Genomic DNA, 14,082 nt, shown 5'->3' on the forward strand with positions numbered 1-14,082 from the left:
TAAATTTAATAAATCATAATCAACTGCTTTGCTTAAATCGTGCCAGTATCTATAACCTTGAAGGGTTATATAAAAACCAATACTGGATGATTGGAGTGTAACATATTGTTTTAAAAGAGTATAATTGTTTTTTGTGTATTGGCGACGATGTGCTATGGATCATCTAAGGGGGATTTGGCTAATTTGCTTAAAGAGTAAATTAATGCAATAGCGATATCGTTATTATAATTGTCACAAAGAAAAAATAACCTATCAATAATATATTACTGTTTAATTAGGTTATTTATAATCACTCAATGCGTTACTATGTGTAGATAAATTAACATTGTTATTATTACCATATGTTAGTTTAATGAAATTTTTAACTATTTTCTTTCCCTATTTGGTGGTAATTAAATCAAGATTGGTTATTAATTTTAATGAGAAATGAAATTTTAAAATTATTTATTTCATTAGATTATAATTAAATTTTTAAATGCATATCAAAATTCAAATAGTAAACGATAGAAAAAATGGGTAGATAAAATTAATTAACTAAATTAAAACGATATTAATGAAGATTGTTTTATGTAATGAATAAATATTCAGATTCTGTTGGTTTTTTTTTAGGCATTGGTTGTTAGGCAAAACAAATGGAGGGATATGACTCATTTTGTTCACATTATTCTACTTAATATCGTTATAATTGCGTTGAATAGCTAAATGTAAAGAAGGATTATGTGTTGAAACGAATGAAAACCAAACTCGCTATTATTTTTCTAATGATCATAGCAGGCTTTATCTATCAGTACGTTACAACGATAAATGATACAGATGTTGAGAAAGTAGCCCAGCAACTTGTCGAACAAAAATTATCATCGAAACAAAAATTAATCTTCAACAATGTGAAGGTGATGAAGCGAAATCAATACAACGAAGGCGAGGGCGTTCGTGTATGCGGCACATATCAAGTAGATGGAACAAGTAAAGTCATCCCATTTGTTGCGAGTATTGATGTTCGTGATGGTGAATTCTCAGGCCATAATCAATTGTTATTGAGTAATACGCCAGAGATAGAGGCATCGATAACCAATATATGCAAAGAAGATAAACAATAGATTCCGTTAGCCCGTTTAATTTCAAAGTATCGAACAGATACCCGATTCACATATTCAGCATGTGAATCGGTTTTTATCATAGATATAGCTTAGTTGGATACTGGTAGCTATCTTGTACTATCATTATTTAGATTTGTTTAAAAGCAACTCAGTTTGGATTTTACAGGCCGAGATGGAATCATTTAAAGATTGCGTAAATTCATCTTGGTTTTTAAATTTGTCTTTATTATCACGGATCGTTTTGATTGCAATATCTAAGTTCTTTTGCAAATCGCCTTCGCTTGTCTCTAGCTTGGCAAGATCAACATTTTTATTCTTCAATTGGCTAAGCACGCCAGTAGTTAATTCATTGCTCGTCTTATTTGAACCATAAGCATCACTAAGTGCTTGTCCTGTGATATCACAATACTCAATCGCAGTTTTGCTGATGTTTAAAGGCTCATTAGCTCCCATGGCAATGACAGGTGCGAAGCAGATAGCGAGTAAAAAACGTTTCATAGCAGTACCTCTAGTTTGAAACTAAATGAGTTTTAAATTTATAGCTTAATGAAGTGTGACTATAGCAGAATAGACCGAAAAGAGGGGGTAATTGAGCATTTTTCGCATTTTGAAACAAAAAAGAGCCAGCAAAAACACTGGCCGCCATAATTAGCAAAAGCAATGTAAATGAAAATTACGTTATATAATCTATCATATAACGGTAAAAAATAAAGCAGTTTCCACCTTAAAAATGATTAGTTTGCTACAAAGATGATCTTGATCAGCAATGGTAAAGAGAAGACGATTGATTTGTCATGATGAATGGCAGAAAGTCAGGGGATGTTGATTATTTGACGGTCAATATTTATTCGAATCAAAAGCCCTTACATAAGGTAAAAGAACTAGGGTGACTGGTTCACCAGCGAGTGGGTTAGTTAAACGTCGCTCAATGCAGCGAGAAATCATGATTTTTCGAATCTGAAGAGCATGTTACATTTGAAGTTTGTATTTGCTGTGAAATTTTTTAATTAGTTAAAACATCACATCATTATATTGCGGAAATCTAAATCAATTGGTCAGTGAAAATAGGCAGAAAAGACTCAACGAGCAGTCTTTAATTTAAGTTTAAATTAAAGACTGGCTTAAAGCTTTTAGTTTGAATGGTTACTTTGACCAATGCCCATGTTGTAGGACATCTTCGACCAACTCATGAAGAACAACATGTGCCTCTTGGTCATTATGAAAACCAGAGGTTTCAAATGTGGTAGCACCACTGTCATGTATAATATGTAAGCTACTGCCGGGGTATACTTCTAGCACTCGAGCTCTCAATTCAGCAACAAAAGCATCATAAAGTTTTTCGGATACGGCATCATCAGAGATTTTAATCGTGATTTTCATTTTTGAACCTTTAGTAGGATTATGATTTAATGCTAAAGTTTATTGTGATGTATTAACAGAATCAATGGTCATTTTAAGATTATTTTTTGTGATTGAGATAAATGAGCTGATTTGTACGTTTAATAGGCATTTAAATAAATGCGATTTTTGATTGGCAATTAAAATTTCACTATTTAGAATGTTAAAAATAGCTCTTTAACTCACTAATTAAATTAGTGTGAGTTCTATATTTTAATATGAAAAAATGGATACTTATTGATATTTAGAATGTGAGTGGTTAATTGTTGTATATATATGTAAGGAGAAAGTGTAATTATGATTTTAATGGGTTCAATTAAATGGTCTTATTTATAGTATAATTTTTGTGATTACAATACCCCTTTTCTATCATATAGTTAGTTGTCATTTTTTTGTTTTCTTTATGTCCTGAATGTATTTAAATTATTAATTGATAAAAGACGAATCAAGGTGATGATAAAAAATATAATTTATCTGGCTCTTTTTTTATTATTTAATTACACTCTTTAAAGTGAGTTTTTATAATCATTATTAAGGTTTGTTAAATGAAAAGGTATAGAAGGCTTCATTGGTTAAACAATGAATTCTATTTGTATGTTATAAAATAAGGAGGGAAAGTTGATAGAAATTATAAATTATCTAAACAATATTGTTTGGGGATCTATCCTCATTTATTTATTACTTGGTGCTGGAATTTATTTTACAATTCGTTCAGGTTTCATTCAATTACGTCACTTTAACCATATGTTTGGTGTTTTAAAGAATAGTAAACAAACCGATAAAGCCGGGATATCTTCTTTTCAAGCATTATGTACCAGTCTTGCTGCAAGAGTTGGTACTGGAAATCTGACTGGTGTAGCAATAGCATTAACAGCGGGAGGTCCTGGTGCTATTTTCTGGATGTGGGTCGTTGCCATGCTTGGAATGGCTACCTCGTTTATTGAGTCTACACTCGCTCAACTTTATAAAACTAAAGATGATCAAGGGAATTATCGAGGAGGGCCTGCTTATTATATGCAGAAAGGATTAAATTTTCGATGGATGGGAGTACTATTTTCCATCTTTTTAATTATTGCATTCGGGCTAGTGTTTAATGCAGTTCAAGCAAATTCTATTGCGCAAGCAACTGCTATAGCATTTGATTTTAATCCTCTCTATGTCGGCATAGGGCTTGTTATTATGAGCGGAATTGTTATTTTTGGCGGATTAAAATCAATTGCTAAGGTTGCTGAGTTCGTTGTTCCTATTATGGCATTAGCTTATTTAATATTAGCATTTTGGGTAGTAGGGCATCATATTGAGCGATTACCAGAAGTATTTACGTTAATTATTCGTAATGCATTTGGGTTACAAGAAGCTGCTGGTGGAGCCATTGGTTATGGTATAGGCCAAGCAATGACTCAAGGGGTTCAGAGAGGGTTATTTTCTAACGAAGCTGGAATGGGTTCTGCACCTAATGCGGCGGCATCGGCAGCACCATATCCTCCCCATCCAGCCTCTCAGGGATATATTCAAATGCTGGGTGTCTTTATGGACACGATGGTTATTTGTAGTGCGACGGCGATTATTATTCTTTGTTCTGGTGTACTTGATAATCCTATTGAGAATATAAATGGCATTGAATTAACGCAGTTGGCATTATCGTCTGCTGTCGGAAGTTGGGGCTCGACATTTATTGCGATAGCTATCTTCTTTTTTGCTTTTACTTCGATTATTGCCAATTATGCATACGCAGAAAGTAATTTGATTTTTTTAGAGAGTAATCATACTTCTAAATTATTTTTATTACGCGTAGCTGCGCTTGGTATGGTGATGTTTGGTTCATTGGCCGAAATGCCATTAATTTGGAAGCTGGCTGACTTATCTATGGGGTTAATGGCAATCACTAATTTAATTGCTATTTTGCTATTATCAGGTATTGCCTTTAAATTAACCAAAGATTACAACATGCAAAGAAAAGCGGGGAAACTCCCAACTTTTGATATTAACCAACATCCTGAACTTAAGATACAAGTTGAAGAAGGAATTTGGGAAGAAAAACATGTTAAACAATGGGTGAATAAGAACGCAATTTAATAAACTAAATAATTAAGGTCTATACATTAAGTCTTGGCCTTAATTGTTTTACCGAGATTTTTATTCTGAATATAATTGTGCGTCATAAATAATCATTTCCATAAACTTGATTAATAATACTTGATTTCTAATTGTTTGAGCTTTAAGGTTTTTATTTATAAAATAAAAGCGATTTTTAAAGTTGAGTATATAATGAAATTAGGGCAACAAGCAGCAACACTCTATGGCATTATTTCGATTTTACTATGGAGTACCATGGTAGGGTTAATTCGTAGTGTCAGTGAAAGCTTTGGGGCAGTAGGTGGTGCTGCTTTAATTTATACTATTGGTACTGTTATTTTACTTATCGTTATGGGGCCACCTAAAATTCGAAATTACTCAAGGCGCTATTTAATTTGGGGAACATTGTTGTTTGTCAGCTATGAAATGTGTTTTGTATTAGCACTTGGTTTGGCGAGTAGTCGTCAACAAGCTATTGAGCTGGGTATGGTTAACTATCTATGGCCAAGTTTTACTATTGCTTTAGCGGTTTTTTTTAATCGTCAACGGTTTACCGTTTTCCTTGGGATTGGACTTTCTTTAGCTTTTGCCGGGTTAATATGGGTTATTTCGGGTGACAAACCTATTTCAATAAATGCCATTATCGAAAATATAAAAAGTAACCCATTGAGTTATTTCCTTGCATTTATTGGTGCGATTTTTTGGTCATTCTACAGTAATGTGACTAAACGTATTTCTGGTGGGCACAATGGCATGGTATTGTTTTTTACTATGACTTGTATCGGGCTTTGGGTGCTATTTTTGTTTGAGCCTTCGACTCAATTTAATATTTCATTTAACAGCATTATATTATTACTTTTAGCTTCGATCGCGACTGGGGGAGCAAATGCACTTTGGACCTTGGCAGTGATCCGAGGCAATGTGGCGTTTTTAGGGACGTTATCGTATTTCACACCCATCCTATCAACGGCGTTTTCATCAGCTTTATTAGCGACTGCCCTTACCATAAGTTTTTGGCAAGGAGTCGTGATGGTGACACTCGGGTCAATTATTTGTTTTCTTGCAACACGAAATACTTTAACGCCAAAAATAGTTGTCAACAATGGCCAAAAGCATTAAATAACAATCCATTTAAGTAATGATTGACGGTATTTTCAAACGTTTACCTGTAACTTATATATGGCGCGAATGATGTTGCAGTATAAAAATATGGCAGTGGATATCACCGCCATAGTCATTACGGCTGGTTAATGAATTTATCTAGTGCTACGGCAACACCATCTTCATTATTGGTTTTTGTAACAAATTTAGCGATATTAAGCACATTATCAATAGCATTCCCCATAGCGACTGGGAATTTAGCGTATTGAAGCATTTTGACGTCGTTATTTTGGTCGCCAATGCTCATTACTTTATCTGGAGTGATGCCAAGTTTTTCACAGATAAGTTGTAATGCGGCACCTTTACTGGCTGTTTTATTTGATATCTCAAGAAAATAAGGACTGGTTTGTGTCATTGAATAACGTTCGAATGCATCTTCTGGTATATAGCTAATCCCAAGAGTGAGCTTTTCGGGGTGATCAATCATCATAAACTTGGTGAATTTCAAGCTTGAATCCATCTCATTGGCTGGGCAATATACGAGAGGGGTGTTGGTCAAATAAGCATCATGAACAGTATATTGGCTGATATGACGATTTGCAGTAAACATCGTGTTTTGCGCAAGTGCATGCATATGCACTCCAACTTCATTAGACAACGATTCAAAATATTGGTAATCAGTGAAATCGAGTAAATTCTCAATGAGATGAGCGCCATCATTAGCTTGATGGATCACGCTGCCATTGTTACTAATACAATAATCACTGGCGTTATCAAGGCCGAGTTCTTTTAGGTAGGGAGCAATTCCAGAAAAAGGTCGCCCTGAAGCGAGAACGATATAGACACCCTTATTTTTTGCTTGAATAACGGCTTCTTTAACTGCAGGAGTAATTTGGTGCTGAGAGTTAAGCAAGGTACCATCTAAATCAATTGCGACCAGTTTGATAGACATCAACGCCTCCGGTTAATGGTGTTTTTATTGATTTACCTTACTCTATTTATAAAAAATGTAAATTGGCGAAAAAAAGATGGCTAAAAAAAAAGTGTAAGCTGATGTTTTTGTATGATTATCTAAGAGGGAAGAGAAGGGGATTTTCGATACATATCTAAAATGAAATAAGTTGTATGAATGGCATCAACGAAGCATTTTAACCAACATATAGACAGCAGAACTATTCGTATGCAGATCTCAATAATATGCAGATAACACAAGCTTACAACTTTAAAATATCGAAACTCTATAAATAAAACTGCCGAAGTGACAATGGCTTATTGCATTGATTAGTGAGTGAAGTTAAATCAATCAATGCGATTAAAACATCTTCACTCACCGCGATAAGTTAAATGTAGCGGTTCTTTCACATCCAAATCAATTTCTTCATTTTGCCTAAAATCAAACGGAGTGATGCCGTATTCCTTACGGAACATGTAGGTAAAATGCGACTGCGAGCCAAATCCAAAATCTAACGCGATATCGAAAATAGACTGATTGCTATTTCTTAATAGGTTCACTGCGCCTGCCAGTCTACGCTGGCGAATATACTTACCCAGCGAAATTCCTGTCACTTCTTTAAAGATTTTCTGCATATGCCAGAGTGAGTATCCAGAATAGGCGGCAAGCTCTTCCAAATGGATAACCCGGCCTAAATGTTCATCAATCCATTTGCTCAGAGCATAGACAAGTGCTAAGTGGTTATCTTGTGGCATCTCAATTAATTACTGAGGTCAATTGACCTTTTTAGGTTGAATTTCGTTCAAAATACAAGGGTTTTATTTAGTTGAGAACATTATTGACCTTAAGTACACATTATTTGGCGCTATTTAGCACTATTTCTCAACAGTCTAAAAAAGATCTAGGTACAGTAAACCATCTTGTATTTGAACCCATAGGGCTGCTTTATCACGAAAGTCTGCATGGTACAGATATTTTGCGCAGACTTTAAGCAAGCAGTTTCATTTATTTTGGCAAGTATTTAATTAAGTGCCGAAAAAATAAGCGTTAAGGAATAATTAACCTTAATAAAGTGAGATGAAGTATACACAAATTCGTTTGATCATGACAAAGGCTGCTTGTGCGGTATTGCGAGCAAATAGTTGAAAAAAAAGTCAATCAAACAGCATTTTAGTGTTTAGCATAAAAAATGAGCATAAATATGTCATGAACTGCTAATTTTCTTCACATTCTGCCTTTAGCTCTAGGTTATTATCCTATTTTTAGAAAACTGGACATCAGCAGACAATATGGCGTTTCTTAACCTAAAGATCCAGTATTATTATTGTAATTGATTGAAAAATAATAGCTATACCCGTCTCTTATCAAGCTTTTATTGTATTAAAGGTGGGTTGGGTGTTGACATAGATAGCGAATTGGTTTGGCTATATAACGCGATAGCTTTGAGGAGGAATATTGTTAATACGAAAATTAGTCATCGGGATCTGTATCGTGATGAGCTGTCTATTTTTGTATCTTTTAGCAATGGATAACCTTTGCGATCAAGGTAGTGATAATTTTATTTTTGGAATCTGCCGCGTAACTGGCTTGTTACCATTTTGAATTTACCTTTTAATACGCCATACTGTGCCCGACCATTTTTTATCACAAATTATCAATTGATAATAAGATGATCTATGTGGGAAGTGAAATACGTGTTTAAGTAGTGTTAATTATAAAATTCAAATAAACTTGTATGCTTATCTCAATATTGAAAGATAACAAGCAAGTAGCATAGGATGATAAGGGTAAAGTTATGGCGCAAGAGCAGCAGACGCTAAAGCGTGGGTTGAAGAATAGACATATCCAGTTGATTGCTTTGGGAGGCGCTGTTGGAACAGGGCTTTTTCTTGGGATAGCGACAACGATTAAGATGGCTGGTCCGTCTGTATTGTTAGGGTATGCGTTATGTGGTTTTATTGCCTTTTTGATCATGCGTCAGCTAGGTGAAATGATAGTTCAAGAGCCTGTCGCAGGTTCATTTAGCCACTTTGCATTTAAATATTGGGGCGGTTTTGCAGGGTTCCTTTCTGGTTGGAACTATTGGTTCATGTTTATTCTTGTAGGCATGACGGAGCTGACTGCTGCCGGCAAATATATGCAAGAGTGGTGGCCAGATTTACCTATTTGGGTTTCTGCTGTTGTCTTTTTTATCGCGGTGAATGCGATTAATTTAATTAACGTACGGTCTTACGGTGAAACGGAATTCTGGTTTGCCTTGATAAAAGTTATCGCAATTGTCGCAATGATCCTATTTGGTTGCTATTTACTGTTTAGCGGACGAGGTGGCCCACAAGCTGGAATTTCTAACTTATGGGAACACGGTGGTTTCTTCGCTAATGATTTTATTGGGTTGTTAATGGCTCTGGCTATCATAATGTTTTCATTTGGTGGCTTAGAATTAGTGGGAATTACAGCAGCTGAAGCTGAAAATCCTGAAAAGAGCATCCCTAAAGCGATCAACCAAGTAGTCTACCGTATTCTGATTTTCTATATCGGTTCTATTACTATTTTATTATTACTGTATCCATGGGTTGATCTCGATAATGATGCGAGTCCGTTTTTCATTATTTTCCATAATCTAGGTGATGTACTTGTTGCGAACGCGTTGAATGTCGTGATGTTGATCGCTGCTTTATCTGTTTATAATAGTGGGGCTTATTGTACGAGTCGTATGCTATTTGGTTTAGCGCAGCAAAATAACGCGCCGCAATTTTTGGCTAAAGTGAATAAAGGTGGTGTTCCTGTGATGGCATTAATCGTCTCAGGTATCGTGACCTCAATAGGAATTGTAGTTAACTTCGTTATGGAAGGGCAGGCATTTGTCTTTTTAATGTCTTTGGTTGTGACAACACTTGTGATCAACTGGATTATGATTTGTATCTCTAATTTAAAATTCAGAGCGCAGATGGATAAAGACGGCATTGAAACCAAATTTAAGAGCATTTGGTATCCATTTGGTAACTATCTTTGTTTGGCCTTCCTGATCCTTATTCTTGTTATCATTTTAATGATGGATGGGTTAAGGGTATCTGTGCTAATCATGCCATTATGGATTGGCGTATTGTGGGTTGGTTATCAATTCTCAGGCGCTAAAAAGCAAGATGCAGTCAAAAAGAAATTACAGGCTGCTAGTTGACTCAAACGGTAACGAATAAAAATGGCCGATTACAATCCTATGTAATCGGCCATTTTAAATTCTACTTTAAGTCATGATGAGTGATTACCACTGCCAGCGTAACCAAGCAAACAGTACGTTACCATTGTTATGTGTTCCCGGAATATAGGTCGCTTGAAGAGACAGCCTATCATATTCAACGGAAACTAAAGGAAGCGGTAACGGAATAGGAATATATAAATAGTCGTCACGTGCGGTCACACTCAATGTGAAGCCTGCACCCATCCGAAAACCATCTAAATCCCCTGGGATCCACATTTTCTGAAAGCCATAGCCTACAATTGGCTCGACTTTATTATGGGAGTCCATAAATGCCATTGCATATAATGCATGCCAGTCATTGTCTTCATCGTAACGATATTTACCGAAACCAATTCCCCATGGCTCTTCGTTATAGCTATCGGTTTTTTCTTTATCGTAAGTAAATCGGTTATGCCACGTTAAAGCTGGAATATAAAGTTCATACTGATCTGAATCCCATGTGGTACTAACATTTTGGGTAAATTTATCCCATAGTCCGACAGATTGTTCATTTGCAGATGAAGCGAAACAGATGGAGCTTGTCATCAAAAGAGATGCCCCTACAACTCGCTGCAGTTTGTTGTTAACTCTCATTGTAAATCCGATTAAGGTTAATTCTTATTTGAATATTATTCGTTTGAATATTTATAGTGAGCAAATATATGCTCGAATAACGATTATGCTCTATAAGTATTTTAGATTACCTAGAAATGATATAACAGCATTAATTACTGATAGCTTACATTGGTAATCGTCTTAATTTGTAAAATGATGATTTAAAAAAATTATATTTGGCATGTATTAAAATTAATAACTATAGTTACTATTAAAATGTTTAATATAATTTGATCCGTATTCAGACAGGCTATTGCGATATTGTTCAGTCTTACAATAATATGGTAATTTTTTTGTAGTAGATTGATAATAAACGTCATATATCTTGAATGCTGGTGGCTATAAACTGGTTTCTTATAAAGAAAAATGAGATACTCCTAAGGTAGTTTTGACTCGGGGCGTCTATTTAGACTGAGAAGCACCCGTATTACCTGATCTGGATAATGCCAGCGTAGGGAAGTCGGAAGTTTCACTCTATAAACCTTCCAATTGACCACTCCTTACCTGTGCTTAGGAGTGACATTTTATGAGAATTAATGCGTTAACCATCGCGGGCACTGACCCTTCTGGTGGAGCTGGGATCCAAGCAGATTTAAAGACCTTTTCGGCACTTAAAGCATATGGAACAAGCGTAATAACCGCCTTGGTCGCTCAAAATACCCGTGGTGTACAATCCGTTCATGAGCTGCCTGGTAGCTTCGTCGCCGCACAGCTAGAATCAGTTCTCAGTGATGTCCGCATTGATAGTGCTAAAATTGGTATGTTATTTAATCAAAAAGTTATCGCGGTTGTCACTCAAGCACTTAAACAGTATTCAATTCCTTATGTTGTGTTAGATACGGTAATGGTCGCTAAAAGTGGTGACTCGTTACTGCTACCTGATGCTGTTGATGCAATGAGACAGGAATTATTACCACTGGTATCACTGATTACACCAAACCTACCGGAAGCCGCCGTATTATTAGATGAACCCATAGCAAAAACTGAAGCGCAGATGCTAAATCAAGGTCACCGTTTACTTCAAATGGGATGTCAGGCGGTATTAATGAAAGGCGGGCATTTAAGTGATACGCAAAGCCCTGATTGGCTGCTCACACCGGAAGGTGAGTGGCGTTTTACACTACCAAGGGTTAATACACGGCATACACATGGTACGGGTTGCACATTATCCGCTGCGATATCTGCGCTACGACCGCGTTTTAATAATTGGCAGGAAACCATATCCGAAGCAAAAACTTATTTGCAAGCAGCACTCCAACATGCCGACAGTTTAGAAGTTGGTTCAGGGATTGGTCCTGTGCATCATTTTCATGCTTGGTGGTAACTTGTTCAAATGGTCGACAATGATGCGCATTAGCTGTAGGCGATAACAAAGATTCTTATTAGTAAGTTTGGCATGTAGCAGCGATTAATCTAAATAGGAAGTGTAGTAGAAATAAAAATGCCCTCTTTAGGAGGGCATAAAGAATACAAAAGAGAGCATTTAAGCAATGGTGACATCTTTACTGAGATAAACATCCTGTACAGCATTAATAAGTGCTACACCATCTTTCATCGATTTCTTAAAGGCTTTACGACCTAAAATTAATCCCATTCCGCCGGCACGTTTATTGATAACCGCCGTACGGACAGATTCGCTAAAGTCATTTTCACCAGCGGCTCCACCTGAGTTAATCAAGCCAGCGCGACCCATATAGCAGTTAGCTAGCTGATAACGAACGAGGTCTATGGGGTTATCTGTTGTCAGTTTGGTATAAACGCGTTCATCAGTATGACCAAAACCAACAGCGGTATAGCCACCATTATTTTCAGCCATTTTTTGTTTAACAATATCAGCACCAATTGTCGCTGCAATATGGTTAGCTTGACCGGTTAAATCAGCACTAGAATGGTAATCAACCCCATCTTTGTTGAATACAGGATTGCGCAGATAAGCCCATAGTACGGTTACCATACCAAGCTCGTGAGCTCGCTCAAAGGCAGCTGAGATTTCTTCAATTTGGCGACGTGATTCGATAGAACCGAAATAAATAGTCGCACCGACTGCTACGGCACCCATTTCGAATGCTTGTTCAACACTGGCATACAGCGTTTGGTCATATTGAGTAGGATAACTGAGTGTCTCGTTATGATTTAGCTTAACTAAAAAAGGAATTTTGTGAGCATAACGGCGAGAAACGGAGGCCAAAACACCATAGGTTGAAGCAACACAGTTACATCCAGCTTCAATCGCGAGTTCGACAATATTTTTTGGATCAAAATAGAGTGGATTAGCTGCAAACGATGCCCCAGCAGAATGTTCTACACCTTGGTCAACGGGAAGAATAGACAGGTAACCCGTACCCGCTAAGCGACCATGATTAAATAAAGTCTGCATTGAGCGAAGTACGGTATTGGGACGATTATTGTCAATCATCACACGATCGACAAAATCAGAACCTGGTAGGTAAATATTCTCACGAGGAATAGTTTGGCAACGATGTTCTAAAAGAGTTGATGCTTCAGAACCTAACAGCTTAGCAATATCAGTCATGATGAACTCCATTTAACAAAAATTCTAAGGGATACTAATTATAAAATTTAAGATAACAAGCCGCATTGTGGTGGTAATCGGCAGTGGATCGCTTCAGGTAGTAACTCATAGGTGAAAGTTTCGCCAGAAAGCGGTTCCCCATCCAAATTAAATATCATGGTATGAGGAGATGATATTTTCACCCAAGAAGAGGTTCTCTCAATTAGATGCTGATTTTTATCATTAGTGAACAAATTCGTGAGCAGAGCAGGAATAACATCGCGAGCCGGCACAATCAGTAGGTTTAATTTACCATCATCGATTAATGCTTCTGGTGCTAACTGTTGGCCACCTCCAGCTTGTTTGCCATTACCTACAGCAACGACTAACGTTTCCCCTTCCCAATTGAAATCTTCCGCCTCGATTTTACAGGTGTCCGTTTTTAACGTATCAGGGCGTAGAAAACCGTTAATGACGTAAGCGGCTCCTCCGAGAGCTGATTTCAATGCTTCGGGAGTTTCTGTGGTAATTCTTGTCCCAAATCCACCTGTCGCCATATTCATAAAATAGGCATCATTATTTACTCTAGCAATATCTATTGCGGTAGCTTTACCTTTTACTGCTAATGCTAAGGCGGAAGGAATGTCTTGAGGAATATTAGCACTGGTGGCAAAATCATTCGCTGTACCTAACGGCAAAATACCGATGGCAGGGCGCTGTTCTTCTGGAAAACGCATAAGGGTACTCGATACTGCATTTATAGTTCCATCACCTCCACCTGCAATAATTGTTTCAACTCCCTTTGCGATTGCATCATCAATAAATGAGTGTAAATCGCTGTTCTCCCATGGAATTCTTACCCAGATGGTATGACCTTCTTCGCGTAGCCTCGAAACGGCTTTTTTTAATTCAGGATTTGCAGATTGTTTACCATTGAGAATTAATAATGCGCAATGTTGTTTATCTATATCCATTTCGATCCTTGTGATGATAACTAATACAGTTAAAAGTATAGTCGTGAAATTGAATTTAGGGGTAAATATTGGATAATGATCAAGATTAATCAATATGAAAGTGGGGGAATTCAAGGAAT

General features: G+C 36.6%; 13 protein-coding genes and 1 riboswitch. Of the genes, 6 read left to right on the top strand and 7 right to left on the bottom strand.

Annotated elements, in window-relative coordinates; genetic code table 11:
• Nucleotides 1–731 precede the first annotated feature (731 nt).
• Nucleotides 732–1,097 carry a hypothetical protein gene (locus tag OOA_RS04180; protein WP_008910877.1) on the top strand — a complete coding sequence of 122 codons (366 nt, stop codon included), beginning with the start codon at nt 732–734 and terminating at the stop codon, nt 1,095–1,097.
• 123 nt (nt 1,098–1,220) lie between these two features.
• Here the strand turns inward: OOA_RS04180 and OOA_RS04185 are convergent, their stop codons facing one another.
• Both OOA_RS04185 and OOA_RS04190 read right to left on the bottom strand, forming a co-directional pair.
• Nucleotides 1,221–1,595, bottom strand: a complete 375-nt coding sequence (locus OOA_RS04185; protein WP_008910878.1) for an enolase family protein — start codon at nt 1,593–1,595, stop codon at nt 1,221–1,223.
• Nucleotides 1,596–2,240: 645 nt separating this feature from the next.
• Nucleotides 2,241–2,477 (bottom strand): DinI-like family protein, encoded by a 237-nt coding sequence (locus OOA_RS04190; protein WP_008910879.1) that lies wholly within the window; start codon nt 2,475–2,477, stop codon nt 2,241–2,243.
• 636 nt (nt 2,478–3,113) lie between these two features.
• Between OOA_RS04190 and OOA_RS04195 the strand changes: the two genes are divergently transcribed.
• The gene (locus OOA_RS04195; RefSeq protein WP_008910880.1) at nt 3,114–4,571 is read left to right on the top strand and encodes an alanine/glycine:cation symporter family protein; all 1,458 of its coding nucleotides are present in this window, start codon (nt 3,114–3,116) and stop codon (nt 4,569–4,571) included.
• Between the two features lie 192 nt (nt 4,572–4,763).
• Nucleotides 4,764–5,690, top strand: a complete 927-nt coding sequence (gene yddG, locus OOA_RS04200) for an aromatic amino acid DMT transporter YddG (RefSeq protein ID WP_008910881.1) — start codon at nt 4,764–4,766, stop codon at nt 5,688–5,690.
• Between the two features lie 118 nt (nt 5,691–5,808).
• Here yddG and yidA read toward each other — a convergent pair whose 3' ends face one another.
• On the bottom strand, nt 5,809–6,624 hold the full coding sequence (gene yidA / locus OOA_RS04205; RefSeq protein WP_008910882.1) for a sugar-phosphatase: 816 nt from the start codon (nt 6,622–6,624) through the stop codon (nt 5,809–5,811).
• Between the two features lie 371 nt (nt 6,625–6,995).
• Entirely contained in the window at nt 6,996–7,379 is a 384-nt protein-coding gene (locus tag OOA_RS04210) for a helix-turn-helix domain-containing protein (protein ID WP_008910883.1), read from the bottom strand.
• Between the two features lie 700 nt (nt 7,380–8,079).
• On the opposite strand from OOA_RS04210, the gene mgrB reads away from it, so the two are divergent.
• Nucleotides 8,080–8,226 (top strand): PhoP/PhoQ regulatory lipoprotein MgrB, encoded by a 147-nt coding sequence (mgrB, locus tag OOA_RS21215; RefSeq protein WP_008910884.1) that lies wholly within the window; start codon nt 8,080–8,082, stop codon nt 8,224–8,226.
• 193 nt (nt 8,227–8,419) lie between these two features.
• Nucleotides 8,420–9,802, top strand: a complete 1,383-nt coding sequence (locus OOA_RS04215; protein WP_008910885.1) for an amino acid permease — start codon at nt 8,420–8,422, stop codon at nt 9,800–9,802.
• Between the two features lie 84 nt (nt 9,803–9,886).
• On the opposite strand, the gene pagP is transcribed toward OOA_RS04215, so the two are convergent.
• Nucleotides 9,887–10,456 carry a lipid IV(A) palmitoyltransferase PagP gene (gene pagP / locus OOA_RS04220; RefSeq protein WP_008910886.1) on the bottom strand — a complete coding sequence of 190 codons (570 nt, stop codon included), beginning with the start codon at nt 10,454–10,456 and terminating at the stop codon, nt 9,887–9,889.
• A 405-nt stretch (nt 10,457–10,861) separates the two neighbouring features.
• Nucleotides 10,862–10,952: riboswitch (TPP riboswitch) on the top strand.
• Between the two features lie 51 nt (nt 10,953–11,003).
• Here pagP and thiD point away from each other — a divergent pair.
• A complete protein-coding gene (gene thiD, locus OOA_RS04225; protein WP_008910887.1) occupies nt 11,004–11,801 on the top strand; it encodes a bifunctional hydroxymethylpyrimidine kinase/phosphomethylpyrimidine kinase in 798 nt (265 codons plus the stop codon).
• 159 nt (nt 11,802–11,960) lie between these two features.
• On the opposite strand, the gene fbaB is transcribed toward thiD, so the two are convergent.
• Together fbaB and yegS are read right to left on the bottom strand one after the other, a co-directional pair.
• Nucleotides 11,961–13,010 carry a class I fructose-bisphosphate aldolase gene (fbaB, locus tag OOA_RS04230; RefSeq protein WP_008910888.1) on the bottom strand — a complete coding sequence of 350 codons (1,050 nt, stop codon included), beginning with the start codon at nt 13,008–13,010 and terminating at the stop codon, nt 11,961–11,963.
• 47 nt (nt 13,011–13,057) lie between these two features.
• Nucleotides 13,058–13,963 carry a lipid kinase YegS gene (gene yegS / locus OOA_RS04235; protein ID WP_008910889.1) on the bottom strand — a complete coding sequence of 302 codons (906 nt, stop codon included), beginning with the start codon at nt 13,961–13,963 and terminating at the stop codon, nt 13,058–13,060.
• Between the last annotated feature and the right edge of the window lie 119 nt (nt 13,964–14,082).

The organism is Providencia burhodogranariea DSM 19968, from assembly GCF_000314855.2.
Lineage (GTDB): Bacteria > Pseudomonadota > Gammaproteobacteria > Enterobacterales > Enterobacteriaceae > Providencia > Providencia burhodogranariea.

What these genes read in the sequence shown, in the direction of transcription:
- OOA_RS04190 (WP_008910879.1), bottom strand. Translation starts at nt 2,477, where the DNA reads ATGAAAATCACGATTAAAATCTCTGATGATGCCGTATCCGAAAAACTT.
- OOA_RS04180 (WP_008910877.1), top strand. Translation starts at nt 732, where the DNA reads ATGAAAACCAAACTCGCTATTATTTTTCTAATGATCATAGCAGGCTTT.
- thiD (WP_008910887.1), top strand. Translation starts at nt 11,004, where the DNA reads ATGAGAATTAATGCGTTAACCATCGCGGGCACTGACCCTTCTGGTGGA.
- OOA_RS04210 (WP_008910883.1), bottom strand. Translation starts at nt 7,379, where the DNA reads ATGCCACAAGATAACCACTTAGCACTTGTCTATGCTCTGAGCAAATGG.
- yegS (WP_008910889.1), bottom strand. Translation starts at nt 13,963, where the DNA reads ATGGATATAGATAAACAACATTGCGCATTATTAATTCTCAATGGTAAA.
- OOA_RS04215 (WP_008910885.1), top strand. Translation starts at nt 8,420, where the DNA reads ATGGCGCAAGAGCAGCAGACGCTAAAGCGTGGGTTGAAGAATAGACAT.
- fbaB (WP_008910888.1), bottom strand. Translation starts at nt 13,010, where the DNA reads ATGACTGATATTGCTAAGCTGTTAGGTTCTGAAGCATCAACTCTTTTA.
- pagP (WP_008910886.1), bottom strand. Translation starts at nt 10,456, where the DNA reads ATGAGAGTTAACAACAAACTGCAGCGAGTTGTAGGGGCATCTCTTTTG.
- yidA (WP_008910882.1), bottom strand. Translation starts at nt 6,624, where the DNA reads ATGTCTATCAAACTGGTCGCAATTGATTTAGATGGTACCTTGCTTAAC.
- yddG (WP_008910881.1), top strand. Translation starts at nt 4,764, where the DNA reads ATGAAATTAGGGCAACAAGCAGCAACACTCTATGGCATTATTTCGATT.
- OOA_RS04185 (WP_008910878.1), bottom strand. Translation starts at nt 1,595, where the DNA reads ATGAAACGTTTTTTACTCGCTATCTGCTTCGCACCTGTCATTGCCATG.